This is a genomic window from Rhodococcus sp. I2R, assembly GCF_020889545.1.
GTDB lineage: Bacteria > Actinomycetota > Actinomycetes > Mycobacteriales > Mycobacteriaceae > Rhodococcoides.
This window is the reverse complement of sequence record NZ_JAHUTG010000015.1, coordinates 58,175-72,410: the sequence shown is the minus strand read 5'-3', so window position 1 is coordinate 72,410 and position 14,236 is coordinate 58,175. Positions and strand designations below refer to the sequence as shown.

12 protein-coding genes are annotated in these 14,236 nt (G+C 66.1%); 8 read left to right on the top strand and 4 right to left on the bottom strand.

Annotated features, from left to right (window positions below; all coding sequences use genetic code 11):
• Positions 1-16: 16 nt before the first annotated feature.
• Entirely contained in the window at positions 17-2,140 is a 2,124-nt protein-coding gene (locus KVY23_RS16605; protein ID WP_230557479.1) for an acyl-CoA dehydrogenase, read from the bottom strand.
• Positions 2,141-2,233: 93 nt separating this feature from the next.
• On the opposite strand from KVY23_RS16605, the gene kstR reads away from it, so the two are divergent.
• Together kstR and otsB are read left to right on the top strand one after the other, a co-directional pair.
• Positions 2,234-2,920: a cholesterol catabolism transcriptional regulator KstR gene (gene kstR, locus KVY23_RS16600; protein WP_230557478.1), complete on the top strand. Its 687-nt coding sequence runs from the start codon at positions 2,234-2,236 to the stop codon at positions 2,918-2,920.
• A gap of 52 nt (positions 2,921-2,972) precedes the next feature.
• Positions 2,973-5,522 carry a trehalose-phosphatase gene (gene otsB / locus KVY23_RS16595; protein WP_230557477.1) on the top strand — a complete coding sequence of 850 codons (2,550 nt, stop codon included), beginning with the start codon at positions 2,973-2,975 and terminating at the stop codon, positions 5,520-5,522.
• A gap of 77 nt (positions 5,523-5,599) precedes the next feature.
• On the opposite strand, the gene KVY23_RS16590 is transcribed toward otsB, so the two are convergent.
• Positions 5,600-6,694: a LacI family DNA-binding transcriptional regulator gene (locus tag KVY23_RS16590; protein ID WP_230557476.1), complete on the bottom strand. Its 1,095-nt coding sequence runs from the start codon at positions 6,692-6,694 to the stop codon at positions 5,600-5,602.
• Between the two features lie 137 nt (positions 6,695-6,831).
• On the opposite strand from KVY23_RS16590, the gene KVY23_RS16585 reads away from it, so the two are divergent.
• From KVY23_RS16585 to KVY23_RS16560, 6 genes are read left to right on the top strand one after another with little or no spacing between them, the layout of a single operon-like run.
• Positions 6,832-7,845: a metal ABC transporter solute-binding protein, Zn/Mn family gene (locus tag KVY23_RS16585; RefSeq protein WP_230557475.1), complete on the top strand. Its 1,014-nt coding sequence runs from the start codon at positions 6,832-6,834 to the stop codon at positions 7,843-7,845.
• Between the two features lie 37 nt (positions 7,846-7,882).
• The gene (locus tag KVY23_RS16580) at positions 7,883-8,719 is read left to right on the top strand and encodes a metal ABC transporter ATP-binding protein (RefSeq protein WP_075839459.1); all 837 of its coding nucleotides are present in this window, start codon (positions 7,883-7,885) and stop codon (positions 8,717-8,719) included.
• Entirely contained in the window at positions 8,716-9,594 is an 879-nt protein-coding gene (locus KVY23_RS16575) for a metal ABC transporter permease (RefSeq protein ID WP_230557474.1), read from the top strand. The genes KVY23_RS16580 and KVY23_RS16575 overlap by 4 nt, the downstream gene beginning before the upstream one ends.
• Positions 9,595-9,601: 7 nt before the next feature.
• Positions 9,602-10,363 carry a LamB/YcsF family protein gene (locus KVY23_RS16570; RefSeq protein ID WP_206510088.1) on the top strand — a complete coding sequence of 254 codons (762 nt, stop codon included), beginning with the start codon at positions 9,602-9,604 and terminating at the stop codon, positions 10,361-10,363.
• Positions 10,360-10,962 (top strand): allophanate hydrolase subunit 1, encoded by a 603-nt coding sequence (locus KVY23_RS16565; RefSeq protein ID WP_230557473.1) that lies wholly within the window; start codon positions 10,360-10,362, stop codon positions 10,960-10,962. Before KVY23_RS16570 ends, KVY23_RS16565 begins: the two co-directional genes overlap by 4 nt.
• Positions 10,959-11,816, top strand: a complete 858-nt coding sequence (locus KVY23_RS16560; RefSeq protein ID WP_230557472.1) for a biotin-dependent carboxyltransferase family protein — start codon at positions 10,959-10,961, stop codon at positions 11,814-11,816. The genes KVY23_RS16565 and KVY23_RS16560 overlap by 4 nt, the downstream gene beginning before the upstream one ends.
• A 24-nt stretch (positions 11,817-11,840) precedes the next feature.
• On the opposite strand, the gene rlmB is transcribed toward KVY23_RS16560, so the two are convergent.
• Together rlmB and cysS are read right to left on the bottom strand one after the other, a co-directional pair.
• Positions 11,841-12,809: a 23S rRNA (guanosine(2251)-2'-O)-methyltransferase RlmB gene (gene rlmB / locus KVY23_RS16555; RefSeq protein ID WP_075839455.1), complete on the bottom strand. Its 969-nt coding sequence runs from the start codon at positions 12,807-12,809 to the stop codon at positions 11,841-11,843.
• On the bottom strand, positions 12,809-14,224 hold the full coding sequence (cysS, locus tag KVY23_RS16550; RefSeq protein WP_230557471.1) for a cysteine--tRNA ligase: 1,416 nt from the start codon (positions 14,222-14,224) through the stop codon (positions 12,809-12,811). The genes rlmB and cysS overlap by 1 nt, the downstream gene beginning before the upstream one ends.
• Positions 14,225-14,236: the final 12 nt, after the last annotated feature.

The following is a 14,236-nucleotide window of genomic DNA, read 5'->3' as shown; positions in this document are numbered from 1 at the left end:
GCCCGCGCAACGCCCCTCAGCCCGCCCTGGGCAGTCCGAGGATTCTCTCCGCGGCGACGGTCAGAAGAATTTGCGTGGTTCCACCGGCAATGGACAGACATCTCGTCAGGAGCATCTCCTTCGCGATGGGACTCCAGGCGGCACCTCCACTGCCGGTGGCTTCGAGTGCGAACTCCGCCAGGTCCTGCCGATGACGCACTCCCACCAATTTGCGAACACTCGATTCTGCGCCGGGATCCTGCCCGCCGAGCCTTCGGAGAGTCGCACGCAGGTCCAAGACCGACAGGACGAGTCCGTCGGCGATGAGGCCGCCGAGACGCTCGGTCACCGCCGCGTTGTCGCGGGTGGCCGTCACCACCTCCTCGAGGGCGGCGCCCAGGGCTCCGCCGCTGCTCATGGCGACACGCTCGTTGGCGAGGGTGGTGCGGACGAGCTTCCACCCACCGTCGACGTCACCGACAAGGCACTCGTCGGGAACGAACACGTCCTCGAGGAAGACTTCGTTGAAGACTGCGTCCCCGGTCATTTCGCGGAGCGGTTCGACACGAATGCCCGCCGATTTCATATCGAGTAGGAAGTAGCTGATGCCCTTGTGTTTGGCAGCGTCTCGGTTGGTGCGGGCCAGGCAGATGGCCCAGTCGGCCTCGCGGGCAAGGGAGGTCCAGATCTTGTGCCCCCGCAACGTCCACCCACCGTCCGTTCTGGTCGCGGACGTGCGCAGCGAGGCCAGGTCCGAGCCAGCCTCGGGTTCACTGAACAGCTGGCACCAGGTGATCTCACCACGCAGGGTCGGGCCCGTGAACCGTTCGATCTGACGGGCGGTGCCGTGCTCGAGAATCGTCGGCACGGCCCACCCACCGATGACGAGATCGGGCGGCTGGAGTCCGGCACGCTGCAATTCCTGCGAGTACAGAAGCTGCAGGGCGGCTCCGGCGTCGCGGCCGTGCGGTGACGGCCAGTGCGGCGCCGCCAAGCCCGAATCAGCGAGTGCAGTCCGCGAGTCCTCCGCGTCGGCGATCACTCCGATCTCCGCTCGGATCTCCGCGCGGCGCTTTTCGGCGTCGCCGAGGTCGACGGTCAAGGTCCGACGGACCCCCGCTCGGGTCAACTCGGCGACGCTTCCACGCCAGCGGGAAGATCCCCCGAGCAACTGACGCAAAGCCAGTGCGCGGCGGAGGTAGAGGTGGGCATCGTGCTCCCAGGTGAAGCCGATGCCGCCGAGAACCTGAATGCAGTCTTTCGCTGTGTCCACGGCACCGTCGAGTGCGATGGTCGCAGCAACGGCAGCCGAGAGAGGCAACTCGTCGGGAGCGGAGTCCATTGCCACAGCCGCGTCCCATGCCGCTGCGCGGATCTTCTCGACGCGGCACAGCATCTCCGCGCACAGGTGTTTGACGGCCTGGAAGCTCCCGATGGGGGCGCCGAACTGCTCGCGTGTCTTGGCATGAGCGACGGCTGTATCGAGGCACCATCCGGCGATCCCGGCCGCGTCGGCCGCGGCCAACGTGGCGGCGATGTCGTGCACGTTTTCGGTCGACACACCCTCGATAGCGCTGTGCCGCGGTATGCGGACGGCCTCGAACACGATCCGAGCGATCGGCAGACTGCCGTCGATGCCGACGATCGGTTCGATTTTCGTGCCTGGGGTATCCGCAGGGATGACGAACCAGTCGTTGCCGATCGGCGCGAGCACCGCCACCCCGTCGGCGCCGCCGGTGACCACGTCGAGAACACCGTCGACGATCATCGTGTCGCCATCGAGCACGGCGACGAGCGAGGTAACGGACAGAGCCACTGCGCAGGGGGTCCGCCCGGAACACAGGTCCTCCGCCGAGCGACCGCGTCCGACTCCACGTCCAACCAAGGTCGCTGCCAGCGCGCTGGTCCACACCGGTCCGGCGACCAGCCCCGACCCGGCCGATTCCACCATCACGGCAAGATCGGCGACGGTGCCCCCCACCCCGCCCGCGGACTCCGGGACTGCGACGGAGAAGACCCCCAGATCGGCAAGATCCTGCCAGTGTGTGCGCCATCCGGACTCCGGATCTGCGCGTAGAGTACCGATCGGTTCGACCGAGGCGATCCATGACCGGATCGACCTCTGGACGTCGCGTTGGTCCTCGCTCGTGGCTAGTGTCACAGTGATTTCCCCAGCTCTCGTGATGACTTTCCCGTCTAGAACGTGTTCTAATACGCTAGCTGTTCACGAGTCAAGGTGCGAAGGAAAACGTCGATGACCTCATCATCTCGATCGGGCCCCGAGGGCCCGGCCGACAAGAACGGAGCCCCGGCAACGACGCCGCCCCCGACTCCGCTGCGTTCGGTCGGCGTGCTCACCGACGACGACCTCAGCTCCAACGCGCAGCGCGAGCGCCGCAAACGAATCCTCGATTCGACGCTCGCACTCGCGTCGAAGGGCGGCTACGAGGCCGTGCAGATGCGCGCCGTCGCCGAGCGAGCCGATGTCGCCGTCGGAACGCTGTATCGCTACTTCCCGTCGAAGGTGCACCTGCTGGTGTCGGCGCTCGCCCGCGAGTTCGAGCGGATCGAGTCGCGGCGCAAGATGCCTCCCGGCCAGACCCCCCAGGAGCGGATGCACCTGATCCTGGGACAGATCACACGTGCCATGCAACGTGATCCACTACTCACCGAGGCGATGACCCGCGCGTTCATGTTCGCCGACGCCTCCGCCGCCGCCGAGGTGGACCAGGTCGGCCGGCTGATGGACCGACTGTTCGCCAAAGCGATGAGCGACGGTGAGCCAACAGAATTGCAGCTCAGCATCGCTCGAGTCATCAGCGATGTGTGGTTGTCGAATCTGGTGGCCTGGCTGACGCGACGGTCCTCGGCCACCGATGTGGCCGCGCGACTCGAACTGACAGTCGATCTTCTGCTGGGCGGAGCCAAGCCGCTCGACTGACGCCTCGGCGTCCGATTGAGCCAAGGACGGTCGGATCGCCTAGATTCGTAGCGTGACTGCACAGGATTTGCCGCTTGAACTTCGCCGCGCCCTCATCGGTGTGGCCCGGACGCCTCGATTGCTCGTCACCTCGGACTACGACGGCACGATGGCTCCACTCGTGTCCGATCCGCTGAAGGCGTTTCCACATCCCGAATCGGTGCACGCCATGCGTGGCCTCGCCAACCTCGCCAGTACCACCGCCGCAGTTATTTCCGGACGTGCCCTCCGCGACCTGGCGACGCTCTCTCGCCTGCCCGCCGAAGTGCAGCTCGTCGGCAGCCACGGCAGCGAGTTCGACATCGGCTTCATCCACGCCATCGACGACGATGCCAAGAAGCTGTTGCACGACATCTCGGAAGAGATGTCGACCGTGGCGGCCGATCTCGACGGCGTGACGGTCGAGGTCAAGCCGGCCAGCGCTGCCCTGCACGTCCGCAACGCATCACCCGAGGACGCACAGCGCGCACTCGACGCGATCCGCGCAGGCATCGCCCAACGTGACGGCGTCGAGGTCACCGAGGGCAAGTCCGTCATCGAGCTCGCCGTCATCGTCACCGACAAGGGCGTGGCCCTCGACATCCTGCGGCACCAGGAAAGCGCGACCGCCGCGGTCTTCTTCGGCGACGACGTCACCGACGAGAAGGCCTTCGCGCGGCTGCACGGCCCCGACATCGGGGTCAAGGTCGGCACCGGCGACAGCGCCGCAGGCTTCCGACTCGAGACCACCGAGCAGGTATCGCTGGCACTGGCGTTCCTCCTCCAAGAGCGACGCCAGTGGCTCTCCGGCGCCGACGCTCCACCCATCGAACGGCTGACGATGCTCGCCAGCCCGAACTCGGTCGCCCTGGTCACCCCGGACGCGAACATGACGTGGCTGTGCCACCCCGAGCCCGACTCGGCCGCGATCTTCGCCCACCTCCTGGGCGGCGACCAGGCCGGACATTTCAGCGTCGGACCGACCCGCGCTGCACTGCCGCTGAGCCAGCGGTACGTCGACGGCACCATGACCGTGCAGACCAAGTGGTCGAGCCTGCAGGTGACGGACTACCTGCCCCACGATGTCCCCGACGGCCAGACATCGCTGACGCGCGTCATCAGCGGTACCGCGACTGCCGTCGTGTCCTTCGCGCCCCGTCCGGAGTTCGGCAACATTCGTGTCCGACTCGAACCGGAGGCCGACGGCATCCGTATCTACGGCACGGCCGACCCCATGGTCCTGCGCAGCCCCGGAGTGCAGTGGAACATCGTCTCCGACGGGATCCAGGAAACCGCTCACGCCGAGGTGGATCCATCACAGGGACCGGTGATACTCGAATTACGCCTCGGTGCAGACGATCTGGGCCCATCCGCAGTTCCCGAACCGGAGCGACGCGCCGAGTCCGAAAGCTACTGGAAAGACTGGGCCGACCGACTCACGCTGCCGCCGCTCAAGCCCGATCTGATGAAGCGATCGGCGCTGACACTCCGAGGTCTCGTCCATGCCGATTCCGGCTCGATCATGGCGGCAGCCACCACATCGCTGCCGGAGGAGATCGGCGGCGTCCGAAACTGGGACTACCGCTACTGCTGGCTGCGTGACGCCGCCCTCACCGCCTCCGCCCTGGTGAACGTCGGATCCACCGTCGAGGCCGAGAACTACCTGTCCTGGGTTCACGGTGTGCTGGAATCTGTTTCGGGCCCCGAACGACTGCATCCGCTCTACACTCTCTGGGGTCTCGGCCTACCGCCGGAAGCTGTCATCGACGAACTACCCGGTTACGCCGGATCGCGGCCCGTCCGCGTCGGCAACGCTGCCAACCAGCAGGTGCAGCTGGATGTGTTCGGCCCCATCGTCGACCTCATCTCCTCCCTCGCCCACAACCGACGTGCGCGCGGGCGGCGCGGCAAAGAAGCACTGTCCGACGATGATTGGTCACTCGTGCGCGCGATGGTCGAGGCCGTCGAGCGTCGGTGGTCCGAACCCGATCACGGTATCTGGGAAATCCGCGGCAACCCCCGCCACCACGTGTACTCCAAGGTGATGGGTTGGATGACCATCGACCGCGCCCTCACTCTGGCGCGCAAGTTCAACCGAGAGACCGAACCCTCTTGGGAGACACTGTGTTCGACGATCCGCGCCGAGGTGCTCGAGCAGGGCTGGAACGACGAGGTGCAGTCCTACACCGCCGCCTACGACGGAACCGATCTCGACGCCGCAACCCTGCACATCGGACTCTCCGGACTCATCGACCCGTCCGATCCGCGTTTCGCCGCGACCGTGACTGCCACCGAGCGCGAACTGCGCAGCGGGATGACGGTGTACCGGTACCACCACGACGACGGCCTACCCGGCGGCGAAGGTGGATTCCACCTGTGCGCCGCATGGCTCGTCGAGGCGTACCTACTGATCGGCCAGCGCTCCGAGGCCGAGGCACTGTTCGCGCAACTGGTGGCCGTAGCAGGGCCGACCGGTCTGCTCAGCGAGGAATACGATCCAGTCGCCGAGCGATCTCTCGGCAACCACCCGCAGGCCTACAGCCACCTCGGACTGCTGCGATGTGCAGCGTTGCTGAGCTCCTGAGGTTTCTCCCCTCCTCCCTCCTCCTCCTTTCGGCATGAATGGGCCATTGCAACGGCTAGACAGTTGCAATGGCCCATTCATGCTGAAAGAGGCGGCGGCCCCGCAGTGCGTCCCTTGACAAGTTCGGTGGGCAGGAATTCGGCCGCGACCACGCCGGATCGTGCGGTGGAGACCAATAGCGCACCAGCTCGGCGGCCTTTTTCCTCGGCGTCCTGGCGGACGGTGGTGACGTTCTCGCGGATGGCGTCCTCGACGCCGTCGAATCCGGTGACGGTGAGCTGACCGGGTACGTCGATTCCAGTCACCTTGGCGAAGTTGAGCGCACCGAGCGCCAGGACATCGGTGGTGCACAGCAAAGCCGTCGTATCGCGGTTGGCCTGCAATGCCTGAGCGGCCGCCGAGTGACCCGACCTCGTCGTGTGCTCGAAACGTTCGACGACGGTGAGTGTGTTCGGATCCAGCCCGGCCTCGGCCATCGAATCCTTCACTCCCGCAATTCGTTCGCGCTGTACGTGGAAGTGACTGTCTCGAAGCCGATCGGGGGGTACGACGCCATCGCGGCGGTCGCGTCCCAGGCGCATGCAGAGCACGGCGATGTGTTCGTGTCCGAGTGCAATGACCTGGTCTGCGAGGACTTTCATGGCAGCGCGGTCATCGATTGCGACGAGTGCGGCCTCGGGCACCCCGCGTGGCTGATCGCAGATGACGATCGGCAGGTGCCGCTCGCGTACTGCCAGGAGATAAGGGTCGTCGTCGGCGACGGAGTAGACGACGAAGGCATCGACGCCGGCCTGCTGAACGACGGCGGCCGCTGCGGTGTCGTCACGATCGGGGCCTGCCGGGATGAGCAACAGACCCTGCCCCGCTGCCTCGCACGATTCGGCCAGTCCGGCGAGAAACGCCATTGCGGCGGGGTCGCGGAACGAGTAGCTCAGCGCCTCGGTGAGCACCAGACCCACTGCGCCGGCCTTGCGGGTGCGCAGTGACCGCGCCACGGGGTCCGGCCCTGCATAACCGCGACGCTTCGCCGCCATGAGCACGCGCTCGCGCAATTCGGGTGAGAGTTGGTCCGGACGGTTGTACGCGTTCGACACCGTGGTGCGCGAGACTTTCAGCTCGGCGGCGATGGACGCCAACGTTGCCGGGCGTCGCGGTTCCCTCGACCTGGACATACCCGGACGTTAGTCGCAAACGAGGCCACACCGGAAATCGACGGATCGTGCCAGATTCGAGGGGAAGGGCATTGGCGCTACAATGAAACGGTAACCGTTACCAATTGCATCTATTCGTACATCCTCAGGAGAGTCCCGTGCGTCAGCCACGCCTTCCGTTTCCTCGCACAGCCACCGCACTCGTAGGCCTGTCCTGCGCGGCGGCTCTCACGCTCAGCGCCTGCAGCTCGGACTCCGAGACGACACCCGACGCATCGGGCCCCGCGGCGGCAGTCGACGGCCCGATCACCATCGTCGCCTCCACGAACGTCTGGGCCAGCGTCGCCGAGGCAGTGGCAGGCGATATGGCCACCGTCGAGTCGATCATCGACGACCCGTCCGGCGATCCGCACTCGTACGAGGCATCCCCGGGTGACGCCGCTATGGTCGCCGAGGCCTCGCTCGTGGTCTACAACGGCGGCGGCTACGACGAGTTCATCGAAAACATCCTCGAAGCCGAGGGCCAGAACGTACCGACGGTCAACGCGTTCGACCTCGCCGGAGCAGGCCACAGCGAAGAAGGCCACAGCGACGAAGAAGCACACGAGGAAGAAACTCACGAAGAAGACGACCACAGTCACGGCGAGGTGAACGAGCACGTCTGGTACGACGCCGAGGTTGCCGCTGCGACCGCGGAATCCATCGCCGAGACACTCGGTCAGCTCGATCCCGACAACGCCGAGCAGTACACCGCCAATGCCGAAACCTTCCACGATCAGGTCCACTCCATCACCGATGTAACCGCTGCGATCGCAGCCGAGCACCCGGCGGCACCTGTCGCTCAGACCGAGCCGATCGCGCACTACCTGCTGGTGGAATCCGGTCTCGAGGACCTCACCCCGGAGGACTTCAAAAACGCTATCGAGGAGGGCAACGATCCGTCCCCCGCCTCGATCGCCGCCACTCGCGACCTGTTCACGTCCAACTCGGTGCAGGTTCTCGTCTACAACGTTCAGACGCAGGATGCCGTCACTCAGGACATCCGCCAGACCGCCGAGGCCGCTGATGTACCCGTCGTCGAGGTCACCGAGACCCTGCCCGAGGGCATGACCTACATCGAGTGGCAGACCCAGGCAGCGGAGGATCTGCAAGCCGCCCTGAGTGCATCCTGACTCGCGCGCAGCTGCAGCTCCCTGGAAAACTGGGGACATGCCTGCTGTAGAACTGCGCGACGCCAGCTTGGCGTTCGGTGAGCGCACGCTGTGGCAGCACCTCGATCTCAGCGTGCAGCGCGGTGAGTTCGTGGCAATCCTCGGCCCCAACGGCTCGGGCAAGACGTCATTGCTCAAGGTCTTGCTCGGCCAGAACCACCTGACGTCCGGGACCGCCACGATCGGCGGCGAGCCCGTCCGTCACGGCCAGGCCGGCGTCGGCTACGTCCCGCAACAACGCAGCATCGACGACGGTCTTCCCTTACGCGGGCGCGATCTGGTTGGCCTCGGCTGGGACGGCCATGTCTGGGGCATGGGGATTCGAGGGATGCGGGAGCGCAAACGCATCGTCGAAGACGCGCTCGATCAGGTCGGTGCCCAGAGTTTCGCCGGAGCACCTGTCGGCTCGTTGTCCGGTGGCGAGCAGCAGCGCCTGAGAATCGCGCAGGCACTCGTCGGGGATCCGACGGTGCTGCTGTGTGACGAGCCGTTGCTGAGCCTCGACCTGGCCAATCAGCGGCTCGTCTCCGAGCTGATCGACCGGCGCCGGCGAGAGCACGACACCGCTGTCCTGTTCGTCACCCACGAGATCAATCCGATTCTGCCCCTCGTCGACCGCGTCGTGTACATCGTCGACGGGAGATTTCGCATCGGAACACCGGCGACGGTGATGACAACCGAGGTGCTCTCGGAGCTGTACGGCACCGAGGTGGAGGTGTTGAAGGTTCGTGGCCGGTTGATCGTCGTCGGCACCGGAGATTCCATCGATGCGCTGGGGTCCGCGGGCGCGCACCACCCACCCACGCCGGAACAGACAGGAACCACCCCGGCATGAACGACAAAGTCAGCGACGCACTGTCGAAGATGTTCGATTTCAGTACCACCGCGAACCTGCTCAACTACGACTTCGTGCAGCAAGCACTGATCGCGGCCGCGATTCTCGGTCTGCTCGCGGGTGCGCTCGGGCCGTTGATCGTCAGCCGGCAGTGGGCCTTCGCCGTTCACGGTTCGAGTGAGCTGTCGCTGACGGGCGCCTCCGCCGCGCTACTCGTCGGTATCACCGTCGGCCTCGGCGCCATCGTGGGTTCGGTGGTGGCCGCGGTGATGTTCGCGCTGCTCGGGTCCAAGGCCCGGGACCGGGATTCCGTCATCGGCGTCATCATGTCGTTCGGGCTCGGACTGTCGGTGCTGTTCATCTGGCTCTACCCGGGCCGCACCGGAACCAGCTTCTCGCTGCTGATCGGGCAGATCGTGGGCGTGGGCCAGAGCGGAATCCAACTACTGCTCGTCTGTGCCGTCGTGGTGCTGATCGTGCTCGCCGTCGTCTACCGCCCGCTGCTGTTCGCGAGCACCGATCCGGAGGTCGCGCTCGCCAGGGGCATCCCCGTTCGCGGGCTGTCCGTGGTGTTCGCCGTGCTCGTCGGCGTCGCCTGCGCCCTCGGCGTCCAGATCGTCGGCGCTCTGCTGGTGCTGTCCCTGCTCGTCACTCCTGCGGCTGCAGCGGCCCGCGTCACCGCGAGCCCGCTCAAGGCGACGGTGCTGTCCATTCTCTTCGCCGAGACCGCAGCCGTCGGCGGCATTCTGCTCTCGCTCGCCCCCGGCCTCCCGGTCTCGACGTTCGTCACCACCATCTCGTTCGTCATCTATCTGGTGTGCCGCGGCGTGGGCTCGCGACGCAAAGCCAACTCTGGACGGGTGCTGGCGGGATAATCGATCGATGACGTCCATCGATTTGAACTCCGACCTCGGCGAGGGCTTCGGAACGTGGACGCTGGGCGACGACACAGCCATGCTGTCCATCGTCACCAGCGCCAACATCGCATGCGGGTTTCACGCCGGTGACCCGCGCACGATCCTCGATACCTGCCGCGGCGCCGCCGAGAACTTCGTCCGGATAGGCGCGCAGGTCGGCTACCGCGATCTCGCCGGCTTCGGACGTCGCTTCATCGACATCGAGGCCGCCGATCTCACTGCCGACGTGCTGTATCAATTGGGCGCGCTCGACGGTCTCGCTCAGGCCTCGGGCTCGGCCATCGCCTATGTCAAACCGCACGGCGCTCTGTACAACGCGTTGGTGGCGCACGGTGATCAGGCGCGCGCTGTGGTCGATGCCGTGCGTTCCTACGACCCGACGCTCCCCGTCCTCGGTCTGCCAGGATCGGTGTTTCTGCGGGAAGCTCAGGACGCGGGGCTACGCGCGGTCACCGAGGCGTTCGCCGATCGCGCGTACACGCCCACCGGCGAGCTGGTCTCGCGCCGGGTCGGCGGTGCCGTGCTGACCGATCCCTCGGTCGTCGCGGAGCGCGTGCTGAGACTGGTCCGAGACGGCACCGTCGAGGCGATCGACGGATCAACGATACGGATCGACGCCGAGTCGGTGTGCGTGCACGGCGACTCCCCGGGTGCCGTGGACATGGCACATACGGTTCGCAAGATACTGTTCGACAACGATATCGACATCGCTTCGTTCATCCGATGATTCTGCGTTCCTGCGGCGACCGAGCCATTCTCGTCGAGTACTTCGATCTCGCCGAAACGATGGCATTCTTCGCCTCGCTGCGTGTCAGCGCACCCGAGGACGTCGAGGAACTCGTTCCAGCGGCTCGCACGATACTGGTGCGACACAATGGGAACAGCGATTCTGTGGCCGCCTGGATCCGCGCCACGGAGCCCGCCGACCGCGCCGCCGCGCCGGCTACCGAGCCGGGGGTGATAGCGGTCCACTACGACGGCGCCGATCTCGCCGACGTCGCCGAGGCCACCGGTCTCACCACGCGCGAGGTGATCCTCGCCCACACCGAACAAGTGTGGACCGTCGCCTTCGCCGGTTTCGCTCCGGGCTTCGGCTATCTCGTCGGTACCGACGATCGGCTGCATGTACCCCGCCGGGCAACACCGCGTACGACGGTTCCCGCCGGTTCCGTGGGGCTCGCAGGTGAATTCTCCGGCGTCTATCCGCGTAGCTCGCCCGGAGGATGGCAGTTGATCGGTCACACCGAAACGGTGCTGTGGGACATCGAACGCACACCGCCGGCACTACTGCAGCCGGGAACAACGTTTCGATTCGAGCAGGTATGAGGAAGCTGTCGATTCTGCAGACGGGGCCGCTGTGCACGGTTCAAGATCGCGGACGGTCAGGGCACGCCCCGATCGGCGTGGGCCGCTCCGGGGCTGCTGACATCCTCGCTCACGATGCGGCGAATCGCCTGGTAGGCAACAGCTCACAGGCTGCCACGCTGGAGGTGACATTCGGCGGCTTGGCGCTGAGAGCCGAGTTCGATACCGTCGTCGCCGTCACCGGCGCGTCCACCGAATGCACCGTCGACGGAGCGAGGCAAGGGCTGTATTCGATGATCACGCTGCCCGCCGGATCGATCTTGACACTCGCGGCACCGACATCGGGCCTACGCAACTACGTCGCTGTGCGCGGGGGTATCGATGCGCCGACTGTATTGGGAAGTCGATCGACGGACACGTTGTCCGGCATCGGCCCCGAGGTGATGCGACCCGGCACGGAACTTCTCGTCGGGGCCGAACACGCGGATTGGCCCGCCGCAGACTTCATTCCACCACCCATACCGACACCGACATTGCGATTGCGCATCCACTACGGGCCGCGCGACGATTGGTTCACAGCGCGGGCCAGGTCCACGTTGGTCCAGCAGAACTGGACGGTGTCTCAGGATTCCGATCGCGTCGGCATCCGACTGGACGGCGCCGAGCCCTTGCCCCGCGCAGTCGCCGGCGAACTCCCGAGTGAGGGGATGGTGCCGGGCGGCCTGCAAGTGCCACCGGAGGGCAAGCCGGTGCTCTTCCTGGCAGATCATCCCGTGACGGGCGGCTACCCGGTCATTGCCGTTGTCGCCTCGGGCAGTATTCCGCAGGCCGCGCAGCTGCGCCCCGGCGACACGGTGCAATTCTGGGTCGGTTGATCCACAGCCACGAGCCCTCGGGTCCTAGCGACGCTGGCGGGCGATATCGGCAACGACGACGCCCGCAGCCACGGACGCATTGAGCGATTCGACGGGGCCGGCCATGGGAATGGACAGAATCATGTCGCACGTCTCGCGGACCAACCGAGACAGGCCCTTGCCCTCGGAACCGACGACGATCGCCACGGGTCCGCTGCCGTCGAACTCGTCCAGGGTGGTGTCGCCGCCCGCATCCAGACCGATGATGGTGATGCCCTTGGTCTGCCAATCCTTCAGTGTGCGAGTGAGATTGGTGGCACGCGCGACTGGTAGGCGGGCGGCGGCCCCGGCGCTGGTGCGCCAGGCAACGGCGGAGACGCTCGCGCTGCGACGCTGCGGTATCACCACACCGTGCCCACCGAAGGCAGCGACGGATCTGATGACCGCACCGAGGTTGCGCGGGTCGGTGATGTTGTCCAGAGCGACGAGCAGCGCCGGCTCCTGATGCGCGCGGGCGGCGGCGATCAGATCATCGGGGTGCGCGTAGCGATAAGGCGGCACCTGAAGCGCCAGCCCCTGATGCAGACCGTTGGCACTGAGCTTGTCCAGATCCGAGCGCGGGACCTCGAGGATCGAGATCCCAGCATCGCCGGCCCGCTGAACACTCTCTTTCAGACGCTCGTCACTGTCGGTACCGACGGCAACCCACAGTGCCGTCGCGGGGACTCCGGCGCGGAGGCACTCCACGACAGGGTTCCGGCCGAGTACCACCTCTGGACCTTCGTCGTTCTTCCGGCTCGCGACGCGGCCACCACCCGGCCTGCCGCGCGTCTGCGCCGACTTCTCTGCCATCTTTGCGCGGCGAGCTGCGGGGTGTTTGGTCCTGGCCTCGGCGGGAGGCGTCGCGCCACGCCCTTCGAGCCCCTTGCGGCGCTTGCCTCCGGAACCGGCGACCTGCCCCTTCTTGCTACCGGTCTTTCGGATTGCGCCGCGCCTACTGGAATTGCCTGCCATCACTGCCCTGCTTCGTCGGTACTGCTGATTGCCCCTACGGACCATTCGGGTCCGCTGGGAGTGTCTGTCACGTCTATTCCGGCCTTGGCGAGGCGATCCCTGATCGCGTCGGCGGTGACCCAATCCTTGTCGATCTTCGCCTGCGCGCGCCGCCCGAGTTCCGCATCGACCAGCACACCGAGCGCGGCCTTCAACGCCCCGCCACCATCGCTGCCGGATTCCCAATGCGGGTCCAGTGGATCCACGCCGAGGATGGACAGCATCGCCCGCACGTTCGACGCATGCTCGACGGCGCCCGAGAAGTCTCCGCTCTCGAGTGCGCTGTTGCCTGCTCGGACGCTCGCGTGCACCTCGGCCAACGCTTTGGGAACCCCGAGATCGTCGTCGAGTGCCGCTGCGAAGTCCTCGGTCCAGGTGCCGAGCGGGACATCACCGGCCCGCTCGACGACGCGTCGCACGAAGCCCTCGATGCCGCGGTAGGTCACCGCTGCGGTCTGCAACGCATGATCGGAGTACTCGAGCATCGATCGATAGTGCGCGCTGCCGAGGTAGTATCGAAGCTCTTGTGGCCGAACGGTTTTGAGGACGTTGGGAACCGAAAGCACGTTGCCGAGCGATTTCGACATCTTCTCGCCGCCCATGGTCACCCAGCCGTTGTGCAACCAGTACCGGCTGAAACCATCGCCCGCGGCCTTGCTCTGCGCGCGTTCGTTCTCGTGGTGCGGGAAAACCAGATCCAGACCACCACAATGGATATCGAACTCCGGACCGAGGAAGGCCTCGGACATAGCGGAGCATTCGAGGTGCCAGCCCGGACGTCCGCGGCCCCACGGCGTCGGCCACGAGGGCTCTCCCTCCTTGGCCGCCTTCCACAGCGTGAAGTCACGCGGATCGCGTTTGCCCACGCCGGCGCTCTCGCCCTGATGAACGTCATCGAGCTTGTGTCCCGACAATGCGCCGTAGCCCGGGAAGCTCAGCACATCGAAGTAGACGTTGCCTTCTGCCGCGTACGCATGCCCGGATGCGATGAGTCGTTCGATCAACTCGATCATCTGGGTGATATGGCCGGTGGCGCGCGGCTCGGCCGAGGGAGGGAGCACACCGAGCTTGTCGTACGCCCACGTGAAAGACCGCTCGAAGGTCGCGGCCCATTCCCACCAGGGCCGGCCGGCGTCGCGCGCCTTGTTCAGGATCTTGTCGTCGATGTCGGTGACGTTGCGGATGAAGGCGACGTCGTAGTCCTGGGCGGTCAACCACCGGCGCAGGACGTCGAATGCCACTCCGCTGCGAACATGGCCGATGTGCGGCTCACCTTGCACCGTTGCCCCGCACAGGTATACCGACGCGTGGCCAGGGACCAGGGGGGTGAATTCCCGCAAGGCCCTTGATTCGGTGTCGTAGAGGTGAAGGGTCACGCCCAGCAATGC